The sequence below is a fragment of the Corynebacterium sp. MSK204 genome, from assembly GCF_030229885.1.
GTDB lineage: Bacteria > Actinomycetota > Actinomycetes > Mycobacteriales > Mycobacteriaceae > Corynebacterium.
This window is the reverse complement of the sequence record NZ_JASPGQ010000002.1, coordinates 181,216-200,444: the sequence shown is the minus strand read 5'-3', so window position 1 is coordinate 200,444 and position 19,229 is coordinate 181,216. Positions and strand designations below refer to the sequence as shown.

Annotated in this window: 17 protein-coding genes and 1 pseudogene; 6 read left to right on the top strand and 12 right to left on the bottom strand. The window is 59.3% G+C overall.

Features of this window, described 5'->3' with window-relative positions:
- Window positions 1-124: 124 nt before the first annotated feature.
- Complete coding sequence (locus tag QP908_RS02235; protein WP_239267694.1) at window positions 125-1,012, bottom strand: DoxX family protein; 888 nt, start codon at window positions 1,010-1,012, stop codon at window positions 125-127.
- Between the two features lie 195 nt (window positions 1,013-1,207).
- Here QP908_RS02235 and QP908_RS02230 point away from each other — a divergent pair, with 195 nt between their 5' ends.
- Entirely contained in the window at window positions 1,208-2,305 is a 1,098-nt protein-coding gene (locus tag QP908_RS02230; RefSeq protein WP_239267695.1) for a glutathione S-transferase family protein, read from the top strand.
- Here QP908_RS02230 and QP908_RS02225 read toward each other — a convergent pair.
- On the bottom strand, window positions 2,274-3,146 hold the full coding sequence (locus tag QP908_RS02225; RefSeq protein WP_284771550.1) for an ArgP/LysG family DNA-binding transcriptional regulator: 873 nt from the start codon (window positions 3,144-3,146) through the stop codon (window positions 2,274-2,276). The two genes, QP908_RS02230 and QP908_RS02225, sit on opposite strands and share 32 nt — an antisense overlap.
- Before the next feature lie 69 nt (window positions 3,147-3,215).
- Between QP908_RS02225 and QP908_RS02220 the strand changes: the two genes are divergently transcribed.
- Window positions 3,216-3,935 carry a LysE/ArgO family amino acid transporter gene (locus QP908_RS02220; RefSeq protein ID WP_239267699.1) on the top strand — a complete coding sequence of 240 codons (720 nt, stop codon included), beginning with the start codon at window positions 3,216-3,218 and terminating at the stop codon, window positions 3,933-3,935.
- Between the two features lie 113 nt (window positions 3,936-4,048).
- Here QP908_RS02220 and QP908_RS02215 read toward each other — a convergent pair whose 3' ends face one another.
- The 3 genes from QP908_RS02215 to gatB form a co-directional block, all read right to left on the bottom strand.
- The gene (locus tag QP908_RS02215) at window positions 4,049-5,479 is read right to left on the bottom strand and encodes a YkvI family membrane protein (protein ID WP_239267701.1); all 1,431 of its coding nucleotides are present in this window, start codon (window positions 5,477-5,479) and stop codon (window positions 4,049-4,051) included.
- 202 nt (window positions 5,480-5,681) lie between these two features.
- The gene (locus QP908_RS02210; RefSeq protein WP_239267703.1) at window positions 5,682-6,734 is read right to left on the bottom strand and encodes an NAD(P)-dependent alcohol dehydrogenase; all 1,053 of its coding nucleotides are present in this window, start codon (window positions 6,732-6,734) and stop codon (window positions 5,682-5,684) included.
- 127 nt (window positions 6,735-6,861) lie between these two features.
- Complete coding sequence (gene gatB / locus QP908_RS02205) at window positions 6,862-8,367, bottom strand: Asp-tRNA(Asn)/Glu-tRNA(Gln) amidotransferase subunit GatB (RefSeq protein ID WP_284771549.1); 1,506 nt, start codon at window positions 8,365-8,367, stop codon at window positions 6,862-6,864.
- 57 nt (window positions 8,368-8,424) lie between these two features.
- Between gatB and QP908_RS02200 the strand changes: the two genes are divergently transcribed.
- Complete coding sequence (locus tag QP908_RS02200) at window positions 8,425-9,210, top strand: DUF4261 domain-containing protein (protein ID WP_284771548.1); 786 nt, start codon at window positions 8,425-8,427, stop codon at window positions 9,208-9,210.
- Here QP908_RS02200 and QP908_RS02195 read toward each other — a convergent pair.
- From QP908_RS02195 to QP908_RS02185, 3 genes and pseudogenes are all read right to left on the bottom strand, one after another.
- A pseudogene (locus QP908_RS02195) lies at window positions 9,207-10,171 on the bottom strand (bile acid:sodium symporter family protein). The gene QP908_RS02200 and the pseudogene QP908_RS02195 overlap by 4 nt on opposite strands.
- A gap of 71 nt (window positions 10,172-10,242) precedes the next feature.
- A complete protein-coding gene (locus QP908_RS02190) occupies window positions 10,243-11,274 on the bottom strand; it encodes an ATP-dependent 6-phosphofructokinase (RefSeq protein WP_284609250.1) in 1,032 nt (343 codons plus the stop codon).
- Window positions 11,275-11,298: 24 nt separating this feature from the next.
- The gene (locus QP908_RS02185) at window positions 11,299-12,675 is read right to left on the bottom strand and encodes a DHA2 family efflux MFS transporter permease subunit (RefSeq protein WP_284771547.1); all 1,377 of its coding nucleotides are present in this window, start codon (window positions 12,673-12,675) and stop codon (window positions 11,299-11,301) included.
- A 47-nt stretch (window positions 12,676-12,722) separates the two neighbouring features.
- Between QP908_RS02185 and QP908_RS02180 the strand changes: the two genes are divergently transcribed.
- Complete coding sequence (locus tag QP908_RS02180) at window positions 12,723-13,046, top strand: membrane protein (RefSeq protein WP_005282483.1); 324 nt, start codon at window positions 12,723-12,725, stop codon at window positions 13,044-13,046.
- A gap of 77 nt (window positions 13,047-13,123) precedes the next feature.
- Here QP908_RS02180 and QP908_RS02175 read toward each other — a convergent pair whose 3' ends face one another.
- The 3 genes from QP908_RS02175 to gatC all read right to left on the bottom strand — a co-directional run bounded on the left by QP908_RS02175 (window position 13,124) and on the right by gatC (window position 15,528).
- Window positions 13,124-13,639, bottom strand: a complete 516-nt coding sequence (locus QP908_RS02175; protein ID WP_284771546.1) for an META domain-containing protein — start codon at window positions 13,637-13,639, stop codon at window positions 13,124-13,126.
- A gap of 104 nt (window positions 13,640-13,743) precedes the next feature.
- The gene (gene gatA / locus QP908_RS02170) at window positions 13,744-15,231 is read right to left on the bottom strand and encodes an Asp-tRNA(Asn)/Glu-tRNA(Gln) amidotransferase subunit GatA (RefSeq protein ID WP_284771545.1); all 1,488 of its coding nucleotides are present in this window, start codon (window positions 15,229-15,231) and stop codon (window positions 13,744-13,746) included.
- On the bottom strand, window positions 15,232-15,528 hold the full coding sequence (gene gatC, locus QP908_RS02165) for an Asp-tRNA(Asn)/Glu-tRNA(Gln) amidotransferase subunit GatC (RefSeq protein WP_005280231.1): 297 nt from the start codon (window positions 15,526-15,528) through the stop codon (window positions 15,232-15,234). It abuts the gene before it with no gap.
- A gap of 199 nt (window positions 15,529-15,727) precedes the next feature.
- Between gatC and QP908_RS02160 the strand changes: the two genes are divergently transcribed.
- A complete protein-coding gene (locus tag QP908_RS02160) occupies window positions 15,728-16,390 on the top strand; it encodes an ACT domain-containing protein (RefSeq protein ID WP_005282473.1) in 663 nt (220 codons plus the stop codon).
- Between the two features lie 17 nt (window positions 16,391-16,407).
- Here the strand turns inward: QP908_RS02160 and ligA are convergent, their stop codons facing one another.
- Complete coding sequence (ligA, locus tag QP908_RS02155; RefSeq protein ID WP_502868854.1) at window positions 16,408-18,477, bottom strand: NAD-dependent DNA ligase LigA; 2,070 nt, start codon at window positions 18,475-18,477, stop codon at window positions 16,408-16,410.
- Window positions 18,478-18,522: 45 nt separating this feature from the next.
- Here ligA and QP908_RS02150 point away from each other — a divergent pair, with 45 nt between their 5' ends.
- On the top strand, window positions 18,523-19,194 hold the full coding sequence (locus QP908_RS02150; RefSeq protein WP_237792005.1) for a 3'-5' exonuclease: 672 nt from the start codon (window positions 18,523-18,525) through the stop codon (window positions 19,192-19,194).
- The last annotated feature ends 35 nt before the right edge of the window (window positions 19,195-19,229 follow it).

Genomic DNA, 19,229 nt, shown 5'->3' with positions numbered 1-19,229 from the left:
CCAGATTCCATACTTTCCGTTATGGCAATTCTTTCACTTTCCATGATGGAAAGCAAGGGTGAAAAGAAAATCCCCACCGCATTAACTGCGGCGGGGTTCCACTTACGCGGTAGCGAGTAACAGGCTAAGCGATGGGGTTTACGGCTGCGCCAAAGAACCACACGGCAACCAAGATGGCGATACCGACCACCACAAAGACCCACGACGTACCCAGCGGGCGCCGCGCCCAAGAGCGACCAAAGTCCAAGGAAATGAAACCAGGACCGGTAAATTGCAGGCCAATCGCGATAACGAAAAGGACCAGCGATAGCCATACCGAGTCCGGCCAGTCAAAGACCTGCAGACCAGCGCCCGATTCCGCCAGTTCGTGCAAGGCGGTGAAACCGGTAACGACCAAACCGAGCATGGCCGCAAGAGGGCTAATCAGGCCCAAAAGGAGGAATGCTCCGGCGATCAGCTGCACGGTTGGTACCGCCAAGGCAAAGGAATTAGCCCAAGCGTACTGCGAGTAATCGCTTTCCAGTCCGGAGACTCCGGCGCCATCGCCCAGCGAGAAGAACGTGGACACGCCAGCGATGATGAGGTAGGCGCTCATAGCCAAGCGGACAAAGAAGAGGCCAAAGTCAATGGTGCCGCGGCGCCCATAACGCTTGTAGCCTTCCTTATCCTCCTGTTCCTGCTGAAGCTTGCGCTCTTGTTCCGCCAGCTCTTCTGGACTCAAGCCGGCATCGTCTGCCGCAAAACCTTCGGCCTGCGACGCCGCTGCGGGATCCAATACCGCGGTATCCTCACCTGCGGATTGCTGGTTTCCCTGCTGCGTGGCCCCATTAGCGGCATTGGGCAAAACCTCCGTCTCCGCCGCCTCTTGCTTCTGCGGCCGAATTTCTTGCGGTTCGGCGCGCCCTGCGCGGGCAAAGACATCGGGGTTATCCTGCCGCATGGAATCGTAGGCTGGAACGTTAAGATCCTCGTCTAAGGGATTGGCTTTATCCGGTTGCTGCTTATCGCTCATATGACCAACTTAAGACAGTTGCCTGCAGTTTTGCGGTACCGTTATCGGCGCGCCGCAATTGTCCCCGCACTCCTCTTCCCCCAGCCCCCATCTTGTTGTAATATCAACAATGTCACATAGTTGACATATAAACATTAATTACCGGCGGGGACACTTTCCCCGCCTTATGAATCCACCAGAATTGGGAACGAATCGATGACTTCACACGACTCCGACTGGGCCGGAGATGCCCGCAATGCTTCACCAGATGGCGAGTTTATTCGCGATACCACCTATATCGAAGACCGCATTTCACCAAAGGTATCCGAGATAACCGCGCAGGATGATGGCACCTTTTACTGGCCCATGGAGGCTGGCCGTTACCGCCTGGTGGCGGCCCGTGCCTGCCCGTGGGCGCACCGCGCGGTCATCGCTCGCCGCCTGTTGGGCTTAGAGGACTCCATTTCCTTGGCCCTCGCCGGGCCCGTACACGATGCGCGGTCCTGGACATTCGACCTCGACGAGGGCGAAGTAGACCCGGTTTTGGGCTACAAGCGCCTGCAGGAAGCCTACTTCGAGCGCTTTCCAGATTACCCCCGCGGAATTACTGTGCCAGCCTTGGTAGAAGAATCCACCGGCCGGGTAGTCACCAATGATTACCCCTCGATGGTGCGCGATTTTATTGAAAAGTGGACGGACTTCCAGGCAGAAGGCGCTCCCGATCTCTTCCCTGAACAGCACCGCGAGGAGATGAACGAGCTCAACGAGTACATCTTCCACGGCATCAATAATGGCGTGTACCGCTGCGGTTTTGCCGGCTCGCAAGAAGCCTACGAAGAGGCTTATGACCAACTGTGGGAGGCGCTCGATTGGGCCGAGGAGCGCCTGGGCACCCAGCGCTATATGGTTGGCGATCACATTACCGAAACCGATATCCGCCTATTTGCCACCCTCGTGCGCTTCGATCCCGTGTATTACTCGCACTTCAAGTGCTCGCGCCACAAGATCCAGGAACTGCCCAACCTGCGCGGCTACCTGCAAGAACTATTCCAGCTACCGGGCTTTGGTGATACCACCGATTTCACCGAGATCAAACAGCACTACTTTGCCACGCACACCGAAATCAACCCCACCCGCATCGTTCCGGTGGGACCGGATATGTCCTGGCTAGCAGAGCCGCACGACCGCGATCGCTTTGGCGGGCAGCCCTTTGCCCCTGGCGTGCGACTCCCGGGCCCCATTCCCTCCGGCGAGGAAGTAAAGAATCCGGAAGACTTTCAGCTTAAGCTCTTCCCAGCCCCGCAGCCGCGTTAATCACAGACCGCGTCAGATCGCTTAAGACCTCGGATTCTAGGCGCCAACGCTGCCAGTAGAGGTCGATGTCGAGCTGGTGGTCATCGAGAAGCAGCAGCTCTTTCGATTCCACCAGCGGCTGGGCCTGGACCTGCGGCAAAAGCCCCCACCCCAGGCCCACGCGCACGGCCTCCAGGTAGCCTTCCGAAGAGGGAATTTGCGAGACCCGTGCGCGCACGACGTGGGAGTCAATAAAGCGCTCGCGCATGGCATCATCGAGCACTTGGTCATTGGGGCCATAGCCCACCAGCGGCATCGTCTCCCAGGTAAACCGCCCTGAATGAAAGCCTTCCGCGATATGCGGGGCGGCAACGGCGAAATAGCGCATGGTCCCCAAAAACGTGGAATCGCACCCGGATACCGGCGAATGCTCCCTCGTTACCGCACCCAAAACATCGCCGCGCCGCAGCATCGCGAGCGTGCGGGCCTCATCCTCAATGCGTATGCGCAGGGCAACGTCTCCCTGCTGCGCGGTATCGCTTAATACCTGCGTAAACCAGGTGGCGAGCGAGTCGGAGTTGATGGCCACCGACAGGGGCACGCGCGCTAGGCGCTGGCCCAACCGGGCATCGGTTTCCGCCTGCACCAACGCCATGCGCCGGGCCGCCTGTACGAGGACTTCGCCGGCTTCCGTCGCCCCCACCGGATTCGCCCGCCGCACCAGCACACGGCCGGTGCTCGCCTCCAACGCCTTAATGCGCTGGCTTACCGCAAATGGGGAAATCCCCAGGACCGAGGCGGCGACCTCAAAGCTTCCTTCCTCCACGATGGCCAGCAAGGTTTCCAAATGTACCGGGTTCATGAAGCTATTCTAAACCATATGAAGATAGATTAACTGGACTTATTTACCGCTTGGATCCACACTAGGGGCATGTCCATCGTGCTTGCTGGTTTTGTGCTTGGTTTATCCCTCATCGTGGCCGTCGGCCCCCAAAATGCGATGCTGTTGAAATACGGCATCCGCCGCGATCACATCGGGCTCATCATCGTGGTGTGCGCGCTTTCCGATGTCATCCTCATTACCTCCGGCACCGCCGGTGTCGGCTACCTGGTTGAGCGCTTTCCCAATGCGCTTGAGGCGCTCAAGTACATCGGCGCGGCATACCTCGCCTTTTTCACCTTCACCTGCTTCCGCGATGCCTTCAAAACCAAGGGCGAGGCCATCGACGTGGAATCCACTTCCCCTAATTCCACCGAGGAAGTCGCGACCTTCGACGGCGACACCACGGGTGGGGCCGGCACCGGGCACGGTTCTGTCGCCACAGCTACCGCCACCCAGCGCCAGGAAATTAAGCGCTCTCCCTCCTGGGTTAAGCCACTACTTACCGCGCTGGCGCTAACCTGGCTCAATCCAGGCGCCTATGTTGATGTGCTGGTCATGCTCGGCGGCATCGCCAACCAGTATGGCGACCCCGGCCGGTGGCTTTTCGCCGGCGGTGCCATTGCCGCCAGCTTTACGTGGTTTCCCGTCATTGGCTTTGGCGCTGCCCGCTTCTCCCACGTCCTCTCCCGCCCCGAGGTATGGCGCTGGATCAACGTTGGCATCGGCGTCATCATGGTTGGCCTGACCCTCAAGCTCCTCCTGCTGTAATCCCTTGGCCAGCTCCAGCCCTAAGCGTTAAAAGGGGCATCGGCAAGCACAAGGCATAGAAAATCCCTCCCCGGGAAATCCTGGGGAGGGAAATTTATTGCTCTAAGGCGAGATTACTTCTGGGAGCTTTCCGCTTCGGAAGACTCATCGTCTTCCTCTGGGTCACCGATAGCACCGGTTTCTTCGATCCACTTTTCAATCTCTTCCGGCGAGCGGTCGTGCTCTACGCCCTCGCGCTCGATGTAGTAGGTGTGATCGTCCTGGTTTTGCTTCTCAAATTCTTCCTTATCAAAGTCCACATCGTCATCACCGTCAAGCTTTTCCGTCACCTCGGTCACGAGCTCTTCATAGAGGGATTCGCTATCCATATTGGAATCCTCGAGGTGCTGGCCAATCTCGTCGTCGTAGCGATCTGCGTCGTATTCCTTGTTCGGGTTCAGCTTCAGGTGCATCAGCGAACGCACGCGCTCGCGGCGCAGCGCCTCGTCCTGAATCTTGGACTGGCTGCGGAACCATGCGAAGACCAAGACGGCCACCATCGCGATGCCCATGTAGCCGATGACCGGGTAGACGTACTGCATCAAGGTCTTGAAGCCGAAGAAGGAGACGCCGAAACCTGCGAAACAGCCGGCGATGAAGATAACGCGGAACTTTGCCTCATTGCCCGCGGAAAGGCGCTTACCCAATGCGTAGAACATACCAATGGCGGTATTGAAAATCATCAGGTAAATAATGATGGCCATGATTGCGCCCAAGACTGGGTTGACGCTATCGACCAAGGACAGCATCGGGATATCGGAGCCCTCAATCTCCTCGGCGTTCATCAGCAGGGAGAAGCCTGCCAGGCCCATCATGACGGAGTAGACGATGCCGCCTACGATGCCGCCCCAACCGGCCTCACGGGGGCTAATGTTATCGCCGCCGATAACCAGCGACATCGAAACCGCCAGCATCAAAGCTAGGCCGTTGTAGTTCAGCGCGGAGACCAACCAGTTGCCGATCGGGGTATCGATTTGGCTGGAGGCTTCCATTGCCGCACCGATATCGTCCGGCATATTGAACATGGTGTAGATGGCCACACCAATGACGGCAATAATGATGGACGGCGTGAGCATACCGATGACCTTGGACACCTTATCGACGTCCATCATACCGACGGCAATCACGAGCCCCAACATCAGCGTCGAGCCGATCCAAGCCTGCCAGCCAAATTGCTGCTCCATATTGGAACCGGCACCGGCCAGCATCACGAAGCCGATGGCGAAGAGCGTGATGATAACGGCGACGTCCAATAGCTTAGACACGATAGGGTGGGTGACCTTGCGGAATACCGTGTTGTGCTCAGTGGCGTGGAAATAGCTGCCCAATTGCAAGAACACGGTGCCCGCCAGCGTCATAATGGCCGCTGCGACCACAATGCCGGCAATACCCCAGGTGCCGAAGGCGGTGAAATATTGCACGACCTCTTGGCCCGTAGCAAAGCCCGCGCCTACCAGCAGGCCCACGAAGGACATAGCCATGGCGAGAATATTTTTATAAGACACAGTTGCCTAACTTTTGTAGCGGATAATTTTCACACACCAGTGCGCGCGTCCTAGGCCCCCTCCTTATCCCCCGACGCGTGCGGGGAGGCGCGGCGCAGGAGTGTGCTCCTGTGCACATGGTACGTAACCCAATAACGAAATCCTACTTGCACGTGCGTGAAATACAATACATCATCTTTTGTCGATGAAGTAGCTTACATACTTAATCCGCGAAAGTTTCCGTATCGATGACAAAACGGAACTTCACATCACCGGCAACAACCCGCTCATAGGCTGCGTCAACGTCATCAACGCCCACCTTTTCGATGACCGCGCCGATGCCGTGTTCTGCACAAAAGTCCAGCATCTCTTGGGTTTCGGCAATGCCGCCAATATTGTTTCCGGTCAATACTTTACCGCCACCAACGAGGTTGCCCATCGTGATTCCCAGTTCCTCCGGCGGCAGGCCGACCACAGACATGATCCCCCGCGGCTTCAACAGCTGCAGGTAGTCATTGAGGGAATAGGAGGCGGAAATAGTAGACAAAATCAGGTCAAACTCGCCCTTGTGGTTGGCAAAGAAGTCGGGGGCCTCACCCGTTGCCAACACCCGCTGCGCGCCGAGCTTGTAGGCTTCTTGTTCCTTGCGCAAGGAGCGGGAAATGACGGTGACCTCAGCGCCCTTGGCGGCGGCGATCTGCACGCCCATGTGGCCCAGACCGCCAAGGCCAACGACGGCTACCTTATCGCCTTCCTTGACCTGCCACCGGGCCAAGGGCGAGTAGGTGGTAATTCCGGCGCACAAGAGCGGGGCGGCAACATCAAAGTCGAGGCCTTCCGGAATCGTCAACACAAAATTCTCATTGACCACGACCTTTTGCGCATAGCCGCCCTGGGTAATGGTCCCATCGACGTCTTCAGAGTTATAGGTTCCCACCGAGCCGTTCAGGCAGCTTTGCTCCTGCCCATTGCGGCACTGCTCGCACACCCCGCAAGAGTTGACCAAGCAGCCCACACCCACGCGGTCGCCTACCTTAAACTTGGTGACCTTGTCCCCTACCGCTTCGACCACGCCAGCGATCTCGTGGCCCACCGTCAGCGGGAAGTGGGCCTCGCCCCACTCATTGCGAATGGTGTGAATATCCGAGTGGCAAATGCCTGCCGCCTTGATATCGATGACGACGTCATCTTCGCGCGGATCGCGCCGTTCGATTTCTACGGTGCGAAAAGGTGCATCTGGGCTCGTTTTTTGCAGAACTTTAGATTTAATTGGCATGTCACATAGTCTACGCTTTGCCGTCCTGACCTGCACAAATGAAAACTATGGTCAATTTAAAAACCACGAAAGCCAGCCTCCGCCCCTTGTGGAAGCAGGGACGAAGACTGGCTAGATTAGTGGCGTATTAGCTCAGCTTTTCCGCGATCAGCTTATTAACCTGACCCGGATCCGCCTTGCCTTGCGTCGCCTTCATCACGGCACCGACGATCGCGCCGGTGACCTTCTTATTGCCGGCGCGGTACTTCTCCACGATGTCCGGGTTTGCGGCCAAGGCATCATCCACGGCCTTTTCGATGGCCCCATCATCGCGCACGACCTCGAGACCGCGCTTGGCGACGACCTCATCAACATCGCCCTCGCCCGCCAGTACGCCATCGACGGCTTGGCGCGCCAGCTTGGTGGTCAGCTTGCCTTCCTTGACCAAGGCGATGACGCGGGCGATGTGGGCCGGGGTGATATCCAGCTCGGCCAAGGTCTTGTCCTGCTCATTGGCCTTACCTGCCAGGTAGGACACCCACCAGGAACGAGCCTCATCCGGCTTCGCGCCGGCTTCAACCGTTTCCACGATGAGATCCAGCGCGCCCGCGTTGACCAAGTCGCGCATCTCCTCGTCCTTAATGCCCCACTCCTTTTGGATGCGCGCACGGCGGATCCACGGCAGCTCCGGAAGGGTTGCGCGCAGCTCTTCAACCCACTCGCGCGGGGCGATAACCGGCGGCAAATCCGGATCATTGAAGTAGCGGTAGTCCTCCGCGGTCTCCTTCGGGCGACCCTTGGAGGTAGAACCATCAGTCTCTTGGTAGTGGCGGGTCTCCTGCTCGATGCTGCCGCCATCGTCCAAGACCTGCGCCTGGCGCTGCATCTCAAAGCGCACCGCCTGTTCGACCGAGCGCATGGAGTTGATGTTTTTCGTCTCGGTACGGGTACCGAATTCTTCTTGGCCGATAGGGCGCAAGGACAGATTGGAGTCCACGCGCATGGAACCTTGATCCATGCGGGCATCGGACACACCCAAGGCGGCGACGAGCTCGCGCAGCGCCGAGACATAGGCCTTAGCCACTTCGGGGGCGCGCTCGCCAGCACCGATGATGGGCTTGGTGACGATCTCAATGAGCGGAATACCCGCGCGGTTGCAGTCCACCAAGGATGCGGTGGCGCCATGAATGCGACCATCGGCGCCACCCAGGTGGGTCAGCTTGCCGGTGTCTTCTTCCATGTGGGCGCGCTCAATCTCCACACGCCATTCCGTGCCGTCTTCCAGCACAACGTCGAGGTAGCCGTCATAGGCAATCGGCTCATCGTACTGGGAAATCTGGTAGTTCTTTGGCTGGTCCGGGTAGAAGTAATTCTTGCGGGCAAAGCGCGAGGATTCCGCGATGGAGCAATTAAGCGCCAGGCCAATCTTGATTGCACCCTCCACGCCCTTGGAGTTAACCACGGGAAGTGCCCCGGGAAGGCCCAGCGATACCGGATCGGTATTGGAGTTAGGGGCTGCGCTGAAGTTCGTGGCGGAGGTAGAAAACATCTTGGTTTCCGTATCCAGCTCCACGTGGACTTCCATGCCCATTACCGGTTCATACTTGTCGAGGACCTCGTCAAAGTCCATCAGGTCATACATCGCAGCAGTCATGCGTGCCATCTTAATACGTCCGTGCACTCTCGCGCGCTAGCCCCTAGGGTGACTGTCATGACGACTCCACATACCGTAGACAATTCGCTTGTCGATGCCCCACTGATTAACATCGCGGTCTTTTCCACCGCCCCTACTACCGATGAGATCAAAGACGCCGTCAGCGGCATCTTTTCTGCGCGCGTCGGCGAAATCACTCCCGGCAAGAACCCAGGCAGCCTTGTAGTTCCTATCGATGGCGCGTTTCTCTTGCATTACCAGACCATTGATTCTGCACCCACCCCAGATAGTTACGGCCTCCACCCCATTTTGAGCGCCGATGCCGGCGACCTCAACACTGCGGGAGCCCAGGTGCTCGTCTCGGTCCTTCCTGATAACAAGGAACACGACCTCTCCCATCAATTTCGCGAGCCGCGCCGCGAGCACCTCGAGCTGCTGTCCCAGGCGACGTCCGCCGTAGCCCAGCACCCCAATTGCCTCATCATCCACAACCCGCGCGGGAACGTCTCCATCTCCCCGGCGATGTTTAATGACGCCGTGCGCAATAACCTCGCACCCATGCACATTGCACCGGTGTGGATTACCCAATCTGGCGGCGAGCTCCGCGGCTATTCCATGGGTCTGGTCCAAGCAGGCCACCCGGAAATTCAGGCGCGCACCAGCTCGATGGATCCGACGAACCTCTATTACAAGCTGGCAAATATCGCTGACCACATCCTGCAAGGCGCCACCGTCAAAGGCGGCGATACCTTAGCCTTCGAGGAAGGCCAACCCCGGCTCACCATTACGGAAGAGCCCTGGTTCGTAGACCAAGACTTCCCCGCTGTCACCATTAATTTTTAGCTGACTGTGCCCTTGCGGGCATCGCTAAAGCGGCACAGCGCTGCCAAAATCGCGCCGGACAAGTTGTGCCACACGGAAAAGACGGCGCCGGGCAAGGCGGCCAGTGGGCTCATGTAGGAAGAGGCAAGGCTGGTAGCTAGCCCGGAATTTTGCATTCCCACCTCCACGGCCATGGTGCGGCGCACCGGAACCGGCTGGCGGGTAAAAGGCCCGCGAGATAGCCCAGCCCATAGCCGCACGCATTGTGAATAACCACGGCGGCAAAGACCAGCGCACCGGCGGTGGCGATATTGTCATGCGCGCCGCCGACCACGATGCACACGATCAAGGCAATCGCGGTAACGGAAATCCACGGCAAAGCCGCCTGAATCTTTGCCACGAGCCGGGGAAGCAGCATGCCGATGACGATGCCCGCGATGACCGGAACGAGGACCACCTTCACGATGGACCACGCCATCGATGCCGCGGAGACCGGCATGTATTCGCCCGCCAACCACAAGGTCAATAGCGGGGTGAGGATGGGCGCCAAAAGCGTAGAGATAGAGGTCATGGTCACTGAAAGCGCGACATCGCCGCGCGCTAAGTAGGACACCACGTTAGAGCTCGTGCCACCCGGGGCGCAGCCGACCAAAATCACGCCGGCCGCAACCGCCTCTGGCAGATCCATTACTGCCACCACGGCGAGCGCGATAAGCGGCATAATGACGAACTGCGCCACCACGCCGAGCACCACCGGGAGCGGCCGGCGCGCCACGAGTGCAAAATCTACGGGCTTGAGGGTAAGCCCCATGCCGAACATGACGATGCCCAGCAACGGCGTTACCTGCGGGGCAAAGGATGCCGCGGTGCCAGGGGCGATATAGCCAATAATGCCGCCGATGATTACGAGTATGGGAAAACCCAGCGCCGCGATGAGCGCTTGCCGTTCTTCCTGTTTTTCTGTAGCGCTATCGGTACTCATATACAAAAGAGTACCCTCCCACCATGTGAGAGGGCGATCTTAATATTCGAGACGGCGGGGCTAAAAAGGCTTTAGCCGAAGAGCGCCTGCGCATTGCGGTAGCGGGCATCGGGCACCGTCTTCAACGTGCCCACGGCCTCTTCCAAAGGCACCAGTTCGATATCTTCGCCGTGCAAGGCCACACACATTCCTGAATCCCCGTTGTGCGCCGCGCGGGCAGCGTGCACGCCGTAGCGGGTCGCTAGGACGCGGTCATACGCGGTGGGTGTGCCGCCGCGCTGAATGTGCCCCAAGACGGTGGTGCGCACGTCATAGCCGGTGCGCTTATTGATTTCATCGCCAATGACCTGGCCAATTCCGTTGAAGGTTTGGTGGCCAAATTGGTCGACGCCGCCGGCTTCAAACTCCATGGTGCCCTCCTTCGGCAGGGCACCTTCAGCCACGCAAATGATGCCGTACTTCTCGCCCATCTGGAAGCGGCGTTCCATCGCCTTGGTAATTTCCGCGATATCAAAGGGCTCTTCCGGGATCACTGTGTAGTGTGCGCCGCCGGCCATGCCGGCATGCAGCGCAATCCAGCCTACGTGGCGGCCCATGACCTCCACGATGAGGATGCGGTTGTGGGACTCCGCCGTCGTGTGCAGGCGGTCGATCGCATCCGTTGCCACCGATACCGCGGTATCAAAGCCGAAGGTATAGTCCGTGGCGTTGACGTCATTGTCAATGGTCTTCGGCACGCCCACGACGGGGATGCCATTATCGTTAAGCCACTTAGCGCCCTTGAGCGTGCCTTCGCCGCCGATGGCAACGAGGGCATCGACTTCGGCCTCGCGCATATTCGTCTTGATCTGTTCCAAGCCGGCCTTGAACTTATCGGGGTGCAGACGGCCGGTGCCCAAGATGGTGCCGCCGCGCAGAAGAATCCGGTCGATGCTGGCATCGTCGTAGAGATCGCGCCGGCGGTCTTCTAAAAGGCCAACCCACCCGTCTTCGTAGCCCACGACGGTATCGCCAAATTCGTTGGATGCGGTTCGCACAACCGCACGGATTACAGCATTCAGGCCGGGGCAATCGCCACCGGAAGTCAGTACAGCTAGACGCATGATCCCCAATTTAGCGCAGGATTTTTATCCATGCAGCGTGTCCACGTAGCGCAGCGAGGAGATAAGCCCCACCACCAGCGCGATAACAATCACGAGAATCGAATTGATGATCGCCGTGGTCGGATTACCCGTTTGCATGACGGCGGAGACTAAAGCCACGCCTACCACGGATCCCACCTGGCGGGAGGTGTTATATGCTCCGGATGCCGCGCCCATGTGATGAGGTGAAATATCGCGCAGCGTCGTTGCCGCGTTGGAGCCCCAGATAAAGGACTGACCAATTCCTAGGGCGGCGATGGGCAATGCCAGCCACCACGGATTGGCATCGGCATGCATGACCCACCAGGCCACACACAGCGAGGCGATCATGAGGCTAAATCCCACCAGCCCCATCAAGCGCGGATTCACCGCGTCCGTAAGGATGCCCGCGATGGGTGACATCAGCATCGAGACCAGCGCCATGGGAGCCACGATGATGCCGGCTTCCCCGGCGGATAGCCCCTTGACCGATTGCAGCCACAACATCACCGGCAACATGACCGAAGCCGCCATAAAGCCCATGGTCAAAATACCTACGGAGCCGGCCGCATAGTTGCGGTTGTGGAAGAGCTCCACCGGAAAGAGCGGCGTGGAGCCGCGATCCTGCGCACTAGCCTGCAGGCGCACGAACGCGATGCTTGCAACTATGCCGATGGCAAGCACCACCAGCACCCGCCAATCCCAGTCCAGCTCTGGGCCTTGTTGGATGCCAAAGACAATCGAGCCAAGCGCAATGAGCGAGACTATGGCCGAAGGTTTATCGATGTCCTGGGCCGTCGTCGGCAGCTTCGGTATCCACAGCAGGGCCAGCACAATGGCGGCGATAACAAATGGAATATGCACCCAAAAGGCCGCCTGCCAGCCAAAAGAAGCCACGAGGAACCCGCCGACTAGCGGCCCGGCCAATGACGCCACCGAGCCGATAATCCCCCACACCCCGAGCGCACGCCCGCGCCGCTCGCGGGCGAATACCCGGTTAATAACGGACATCGTCTGTGGCATCTCCAAGGATGCGCCCAGGCCCTGCACGATGCGTGCCACGATGAGCACTTCTATCGACGGCGCCAGCGCACACGCTGCTGCGCCGATCCCAAATAGCGCCACCCCGATACAAAACAGGGCGCGCTGGCCGAGGACATCACCAAGCCGCCCCGTAAAAAGTAGCGGCACCACCACGGCAAGCAAAAAGGCGGCCGAGACCCACATGATTTCATTGACCGTGGCGCCCAAATCCGTCTGAATATCCGGCAGGGCGATGGCCACCATCGACTGGTCCAACAGGGATACAAAGAAACCGAGGGATAGGGCGAACATGGCGAGCCATGCCTGGCGCTCCGATGGCAGGTTAGTCTCCACAGTCATGGCAAGAATTCTAGCGGGGCACACAAATCAGGCCTAGACTGGCCACCATGTCCATGATTGATATCAAAAAGCCACAAGACGTATCCACCGCCACCACCGTTACCCTCGGCCTTATCGGTGGTTGGGTCACCGCCCGCGAGACCGGCATTCGCCCTCTCGGCGGCGTCATCCTCGGCGCAGCGGGCCTGTGGGCCGGCCGTTCCTGGGCCAAGAAAACCAATCCAGCCACGACCGCGGGCCTATCCGCCCTGTATGTCGGCGCGTTCGGTGCCTCCCACCCATTGGCCAAGAAGATTGGCTCCTGGCCAGCAGTCCTCGCCGTAACGGCCGCCTCTGCCGGAGCCGCCTACGCGCTTTCCGATGCCAAGTAGCCCACCCCGCCACATAAACAACAGCACCATGGTCCCCCACTAAGGAGGATCATGGTGCTGAGTGGTTTTGTGAGTATTTACTCAACAACGTTGAAGACAACGGCGTTGTCCTCAGTGCCCAGTGCAGCCTGGCCGTCAGGCAGAGCATAGAAGGAAGGCTCGGACTCGAGAACGTCACGCAGGGAATCAGAAAGTGCCTGGGTGTGGTCATCGCACGCCGCCAAGGTGGAGGCGAAGTCACCTACGTGGATGGTGCCATCCTTATCCACATCGTAGGAGGTGGTGTAGGTATTGCAGCCATCATCGAGAACCAAGGACTGGTCCTTGTCGAACTGCACGGTGAACTTGCCGTCTTCCTTGACGGAGTGCAGCTCACCGGTGATGGTCTGGCCCTCAATATTCGGCACCAGCTTGTCAGCATCTGCCGGCAGGGATTCCACCAAGTCGCTCTTGGCGGTGGTGTCTGCTACCTCGGTACCGGACTCAGCCGGTGCGGGGTTTGCTGCGGGTTCCTCAGCGTTTGCGACGCCCATGGTCATGAGCGCAGCTGCGGAGACGGACATCGTCGCGGTTGCAATCTTTTTCAAAGTCATACCCAATAATTTACCCCTGCCGGATGGGCGTCCGACAGGGGTGTAAACGAATCGTTATCTAATCCGCAGCTATTTCACAGTGACAACGATTTTAGATAGCGCGGCTATTTTTGGCGCTTGGCTTCATAGGCTGCGCCCACCTTGTATAAGCGGTCATCCTGGAAAGCCGGTGCCATGATCTGCAAACCGGTAGGCAGGTTGGTATCTGCAGCCATACCGGAAGGCACGGACATGCCACACAGGCCGGCCAGGTTCAGCGGCAGGGTGCACAAGTCGAAGTTGTACATAGCCATGGGGTCTTCGGCCTTCTCCCCCAGCTTGAACGCCGTGGTCGGGGTGGTTGGCGAAACCAACACGTCAGCCTGCTCAAAGGCGCGGGCGAAGTCCTGGGCCACCAGGGTGCGCACGCGCTGCGCCTGCAGGTAGTAGGCATCGTAATAGCCCACGGACAGCGCATACGTGCCCAGCATGATGCGGCGCTTGACCTCGGGTCCGAATCCCTCTGCGCGGGACTGGGACATGACCTGCTCCGCAGAGTGAGAGCCGTCATCGCCAGCGCGCAGACCGTAGCGCATGCCATCAAAGCGGGCCAAGTTGGACGAGACCTCACACGGCATGATCAGGTAGTAGGCGGCCAATGCCTCATCGAAGTGCGGGCAGTCCACCTCGACGATTTCCGCGCCCTGCTCGCGCAGCTGTTCCACGGCGGCGTGGTAGTTCTCCATCACGCCGTCCTGCCAGCCATCGCGCTCGAATTGCTTGATGAGTCCAACCTTGACGCCGCTCAGATCGCCATTCGCGCCTTGGCGGGCTGCCTCCACCACGGGGGCAACCGGTTTATCCACAGACGTGGCGTCGAAGGCATCGTGGCCGGCAATAACCTCGTGCAAAAGTGCGGTATCGAGCACCGTACGACCACACGGACCTGCCTGGTCCAGCGAGGAGGCGGCCGCGATTAGGCCGTAGCGAGACACCGTTCCGTAGGTGGGCTTTACGCCCACGGTATTGGTCAGCGCCGCCGGCTGGCGGATGGAACCGCCGGTATCGGTACCAATACCTAAAGGAGCCTGCCCCGAAGCAAGTGCTGCCGCCGTGCCGCCGCCGGAGCCACCCGGGGTGCGCTCGGTGTCATACGGGTTGTGTACTGGGCCAAAGGCGGAATTCTCATTGGACGAACCCATGGCAAACTCGTCCAGGTTCGTCTTACCCAAGATCGGGATACCGGCCTCGCGCAGACGCTTGGTCACCGTGGCGTCGTAGGGAGACATGTAGCCTTCGAGCATCTTGGATGCGGCGGTGGTGGGGGCATCGGTAGTAACCAGCAGGTCTTTCAAGGCCAGCGGCACACCGGCCAATGCCGATGCAGGCTTTTCGCCGGCGTCGAGGGCCTTATCCACGGCATCGGCAGCCGCCAGTGCTTCCTCCTGCCCCACGTGCAGGAAGGAGTTAAGTTCGGGATTGGTTTCCGCGATGCGATCCAAAAAGGCCTGGGTAACCTCGCGGGAGGTCACCTCGCGCGAGTGAATCTTTTCCGCCAGCTCGGCGGCGGTCAAAGAGGTCAGTCCCTCCGCAGGTACGACAACGTTGGTCATTTACTCTCCTCCCAAAATCTGTGGCACGACGAATCGCTCATCTTCCACGGCCGGCGCCTGATCCAAGGCCTGCTCGGCGGTAAGGGTGCGCACGATGACGTCTTCGCGCATCGGTGCATCCACGGAGTGCGGGTGGCTCATCGGTTCCACGCCTTCAGTGTCCACGTTCCTTACTGCGGAAACGGAATCAACAATTTCATCAATCTGGCTTGCGAATTGGGCTAGCTCTTCATCGCTTAATGCCAGGCGGGAAAGCTTGGCAAGGTGGGCTACCTCATCACGCGAAATCTCAGACACGCGAACTCCATCCTTTTTCCATAATCGACGCGCAGGTGAAAATTATTTTCCCGCGCGTACTATGTAAATTGCTAAGGCTCCATAATACTGCACCAACCCGCGCGGTTGCCGAGTCACCCCGAATTATTGCCCCTTGAACGCCGCACTGTGACCCAGGTATCGTAAATGGGACTACAAGCTACTGAAAGCGTGCGACTTAATGTCTTACCTAATCCGTGTCCTGCTTCCCGATACCCCTGGTAGTTTGGGCCAGCTTTCGGAGGCCTTCGGGCTGGTTGAGGGCAATATCCAATCCGTTGACATCGTAGAATCCTTCCCGGATGGCACCGTCATGGATGACATTGTCATTGAGCTCCCCGCAGACGCGATGGCCGATGCCTTAATTACCGCCGCCGCCTCTGTTCATGGCGTGGAAGTAGATTCCATTCGGCCCTTCAGCGGCCGCGTGGACCGGCGCGGGCAGATCGAGTTATTAGCGCGCGTTGCCGCCAATGCCTCCAATGTCACGGCAGCGATGGAGGAAGTCGTCGCGGCCATTCCAAAGGCAGCGACCTCCACGTGGGCCATTGTCATTGACAATAATGAGCCCATTCACCGCGTCGCTTCCTCAAACGCGGCCCCTGCCGATGACGATACGATTCCTGTCGACCTCAACATCGACAGCGCACGCACCTTGCACCCCGATAAGGACGAGTGGGTGCCAGAAAGCTGGGCACTGCTCGATTCCGCCCTGGCGGCCGCTCCCCTGGGAGATACCGGGATGGTCATCGCTATGGGCCGCACCGGCGGGCCAGAATACTTGGCCTCCGAGGTAGAGCACCTTGGCCACATCGGCACGATTTTGGGCGCCTTCCTCAAATAAGCCCCAGCCCGGCGCGCCTATACCTCCCCGGTGTCCAAGAGCGTGTGGAATTGCTCCTCATTCAAGATAGGTACGCCAAGGTCGCGGGCCTTATCCTCCTTGGAGCCGGCATTCGCCCCGGCGACGAGGTAGGAGGTTTTCTTTGATACGGAGCCGGTTGCCTTTCCGCCGCGGCTGATGATGGCTTCCTTGGCGGAATCGCGCGTGAAGTCTTCGAGGCTGCCGGTGACGACGATGGTCAGGCCCTCTAGGGTCTGTTCCTTCCTGTCCTCGGCGGCTACCTCCATGGCTAGGCCGGCTTCAGCCCATTTCTCAACGATGGTGCGGTGCCAGTCCACCTCGAACCAGGCATGGAAGGATTCCGCGATGACCGCGCCTACGCCATCTACCTCTGCAAGATCTTCGGTTTTGGCCGCGCGCAGCTTTTCCATGGAGCCGTAGCGCGCTGCCAAGGCGCGGGCGGCAATGGGCCCGACGTGGCGAATGGATAGCGAGACCAGCACGCGCCAGAAGTCGCGGTCTTTGACCTCTTCTAAGTTCTGCAGCAGGTTCTTGCCCGCGGTATTGACCTTGACGTTGCCCTCTTTTTTGCTGCGCTTATCCTTCGTATCGCGCTTGGCCGTATAGACATCGGAAGCAAGCAGCTTTTCTTCCGTTAGCTCAAAGAGCTCGGATTCATCGGTGAGGATGCCGTTCTCAATGAGGTCCATGGCTCCCTTCTCCCCCAGTGCCTCGATATCGAGGCCCTTGCGGGAGGCGAGGTATTCCAGGCGCGCGGAGAGCTGGGCTGGGCAGGATTGGGTATTGGGGCATCGCCAGTCAGCATCGCCATCCTTTTGTGGGGCGAGCGTCGTGCCGCAGGCTGGGCACTGCGTGGGAAAGCTCCATTCGTATTCGCTGCCATCGCGCTGTTCGCGCACGGGACCTAGTACCTCTGGAATGATTTCGCCCGCCTTGCGGATAATAATGGTGTCTCCGATGAGCACGCCCTTGCGCTTGACCTCGGACTGATTGTGCAGGGTGGCCATGGATACCGTGGAGCCGGAGACAAAGACCGGTTCCATGATGGCAAAGGGGGTAACGCGCCCCGTACGCCCCACACCGACCTCGATGTTTTTCAGCTTCGTCGTGACCTCTTCCGGCGGGTACTTATAGGCAATGGCCCAGCGGGGTGCGCGGGAGGTCGCCCCGAGCTGGCGCTGTGAGCCCAAATCGTCCACCTTGACCACGAGCCCATCCATTTCAAAAATCGCATCGTGGCGGTGTTCGGCCCAGTAAGATACTTCCTCTTGTACTTCGGCGGCGGAGTGCACCTGCTTGGTATAGGGCGAGACGGGCAGCCCCCATGCGGCGATGGCCTTATAGGCATCGTGCTGGGAGGAGGGGGAAAATCCCTCGCGCGCGCCTAGGCCATGGCAAACCATGCGCAGGCGGCGCTTTTTCACCTCTGCGGGATCCTTCATGCGCAGTCCGCCGGCCGCAGCGTTGCGGGGATTGGCAAACCGCGCCTTGCCGTCCGCCGCGCGCTCCTCATTGATTTCTTCGAAATCCTCGGGGCGCATATAGACCTCACCGCGGATTTCAATGAGTTCCGGGACTGGGTACTCTTCGGTGCCCGTAAGCTCGTGCGGGATATCAGAAATGACCCGCGCATTGGCGGTAATCTCCTCGCCCACGGTGCCATCACCACGGGTGGCAGCGGTATCCAAACGCCCATTGCGGTAAACCAAGTCGATAGAGAGGCCATCGATCTTCAGCTCCGTTAGGTAGGTCTTGGCGGGCGTCCTATCCAACCAGTCCTGCATCTCACCGGCGCTAAAGACATTGTCTAGGCTCATCATGCGCTCGAGGTGCTCAATATCCTCACCGGCGTTCGGCGCGGCGCCTACCTGCTGGGTAGGCGAATCCGGAACCGCCAGCTCCGGGTGCTGCTTTTCTAGGTCCACCAGGCGCTGGAAAAGCGCATCAAAATCGGCATCGGGAATCGCGGGTTCACCGTTGTAATACAGGTTGCGGTGGCGGCGTACTTCCTGTGCCAGGTCGTTCCATTCACGTTGCACATCAGCTGGATTAGTCACGGTATCCAAGTCTAGCGGTCCCCCATGTCCTGGCGAGCTACTAAGGTATGGACCATGAACTTCGACGCCTCCCGCATGCTCGCCTTCGACCTTGAAACCACCTCCGCTAATCCCAAAGACGCTCGCATCGTGACTTCGGCCCTCGTCCGCATCGACGGCCGCGATGTTCAGAAGGTAGAGCACCTCGCGGATCCTGGAGTCGAGATTCCCCAAGCCGCCACCGAAGTGCACGGCATCACCACGGAAAAGGCACAAGCAGAAGGCCGCCCACATGAGGAAGTACTCAAAGACACCGTCGATGCCATCAAAACCGCCTGGGACGATGGCTTGACGCTCATTGTCTATAACGCGGCTTTTGATCTTACCGTCCTGCGCAGCCTCACCGGCGATTTCACGGTCACCGGCCCGGTCTTTGACCCGTACGTCATTGACCGCGTGAGCGATAAGTGGCGCAAGGGAAAACGCACCCTCGGCGCGGTGTGCGAGCACTACGGTGTGGAATTGGGCAATGCGCACGAGGCCACTGCCGATGCCCTCGCTGCCGCCCGCGTGGCCTGGAAGCAGGTGCGCCAGCACTACCCCAACCTCGCACAGATGGACGAAAACGAGCTCATGGAATTCCAAGCGGTCAAGTGGTACGAGGACCGCGTCGCCTTCAAGAAGTACCTAGAAGGCAAGGGCCGCGATGCCTCCGATGTCTCGACGGCGTGGCCGCTCATTTCCTAATCCCCTTGCCATATTTCTAGAATTCTGGAAATCTA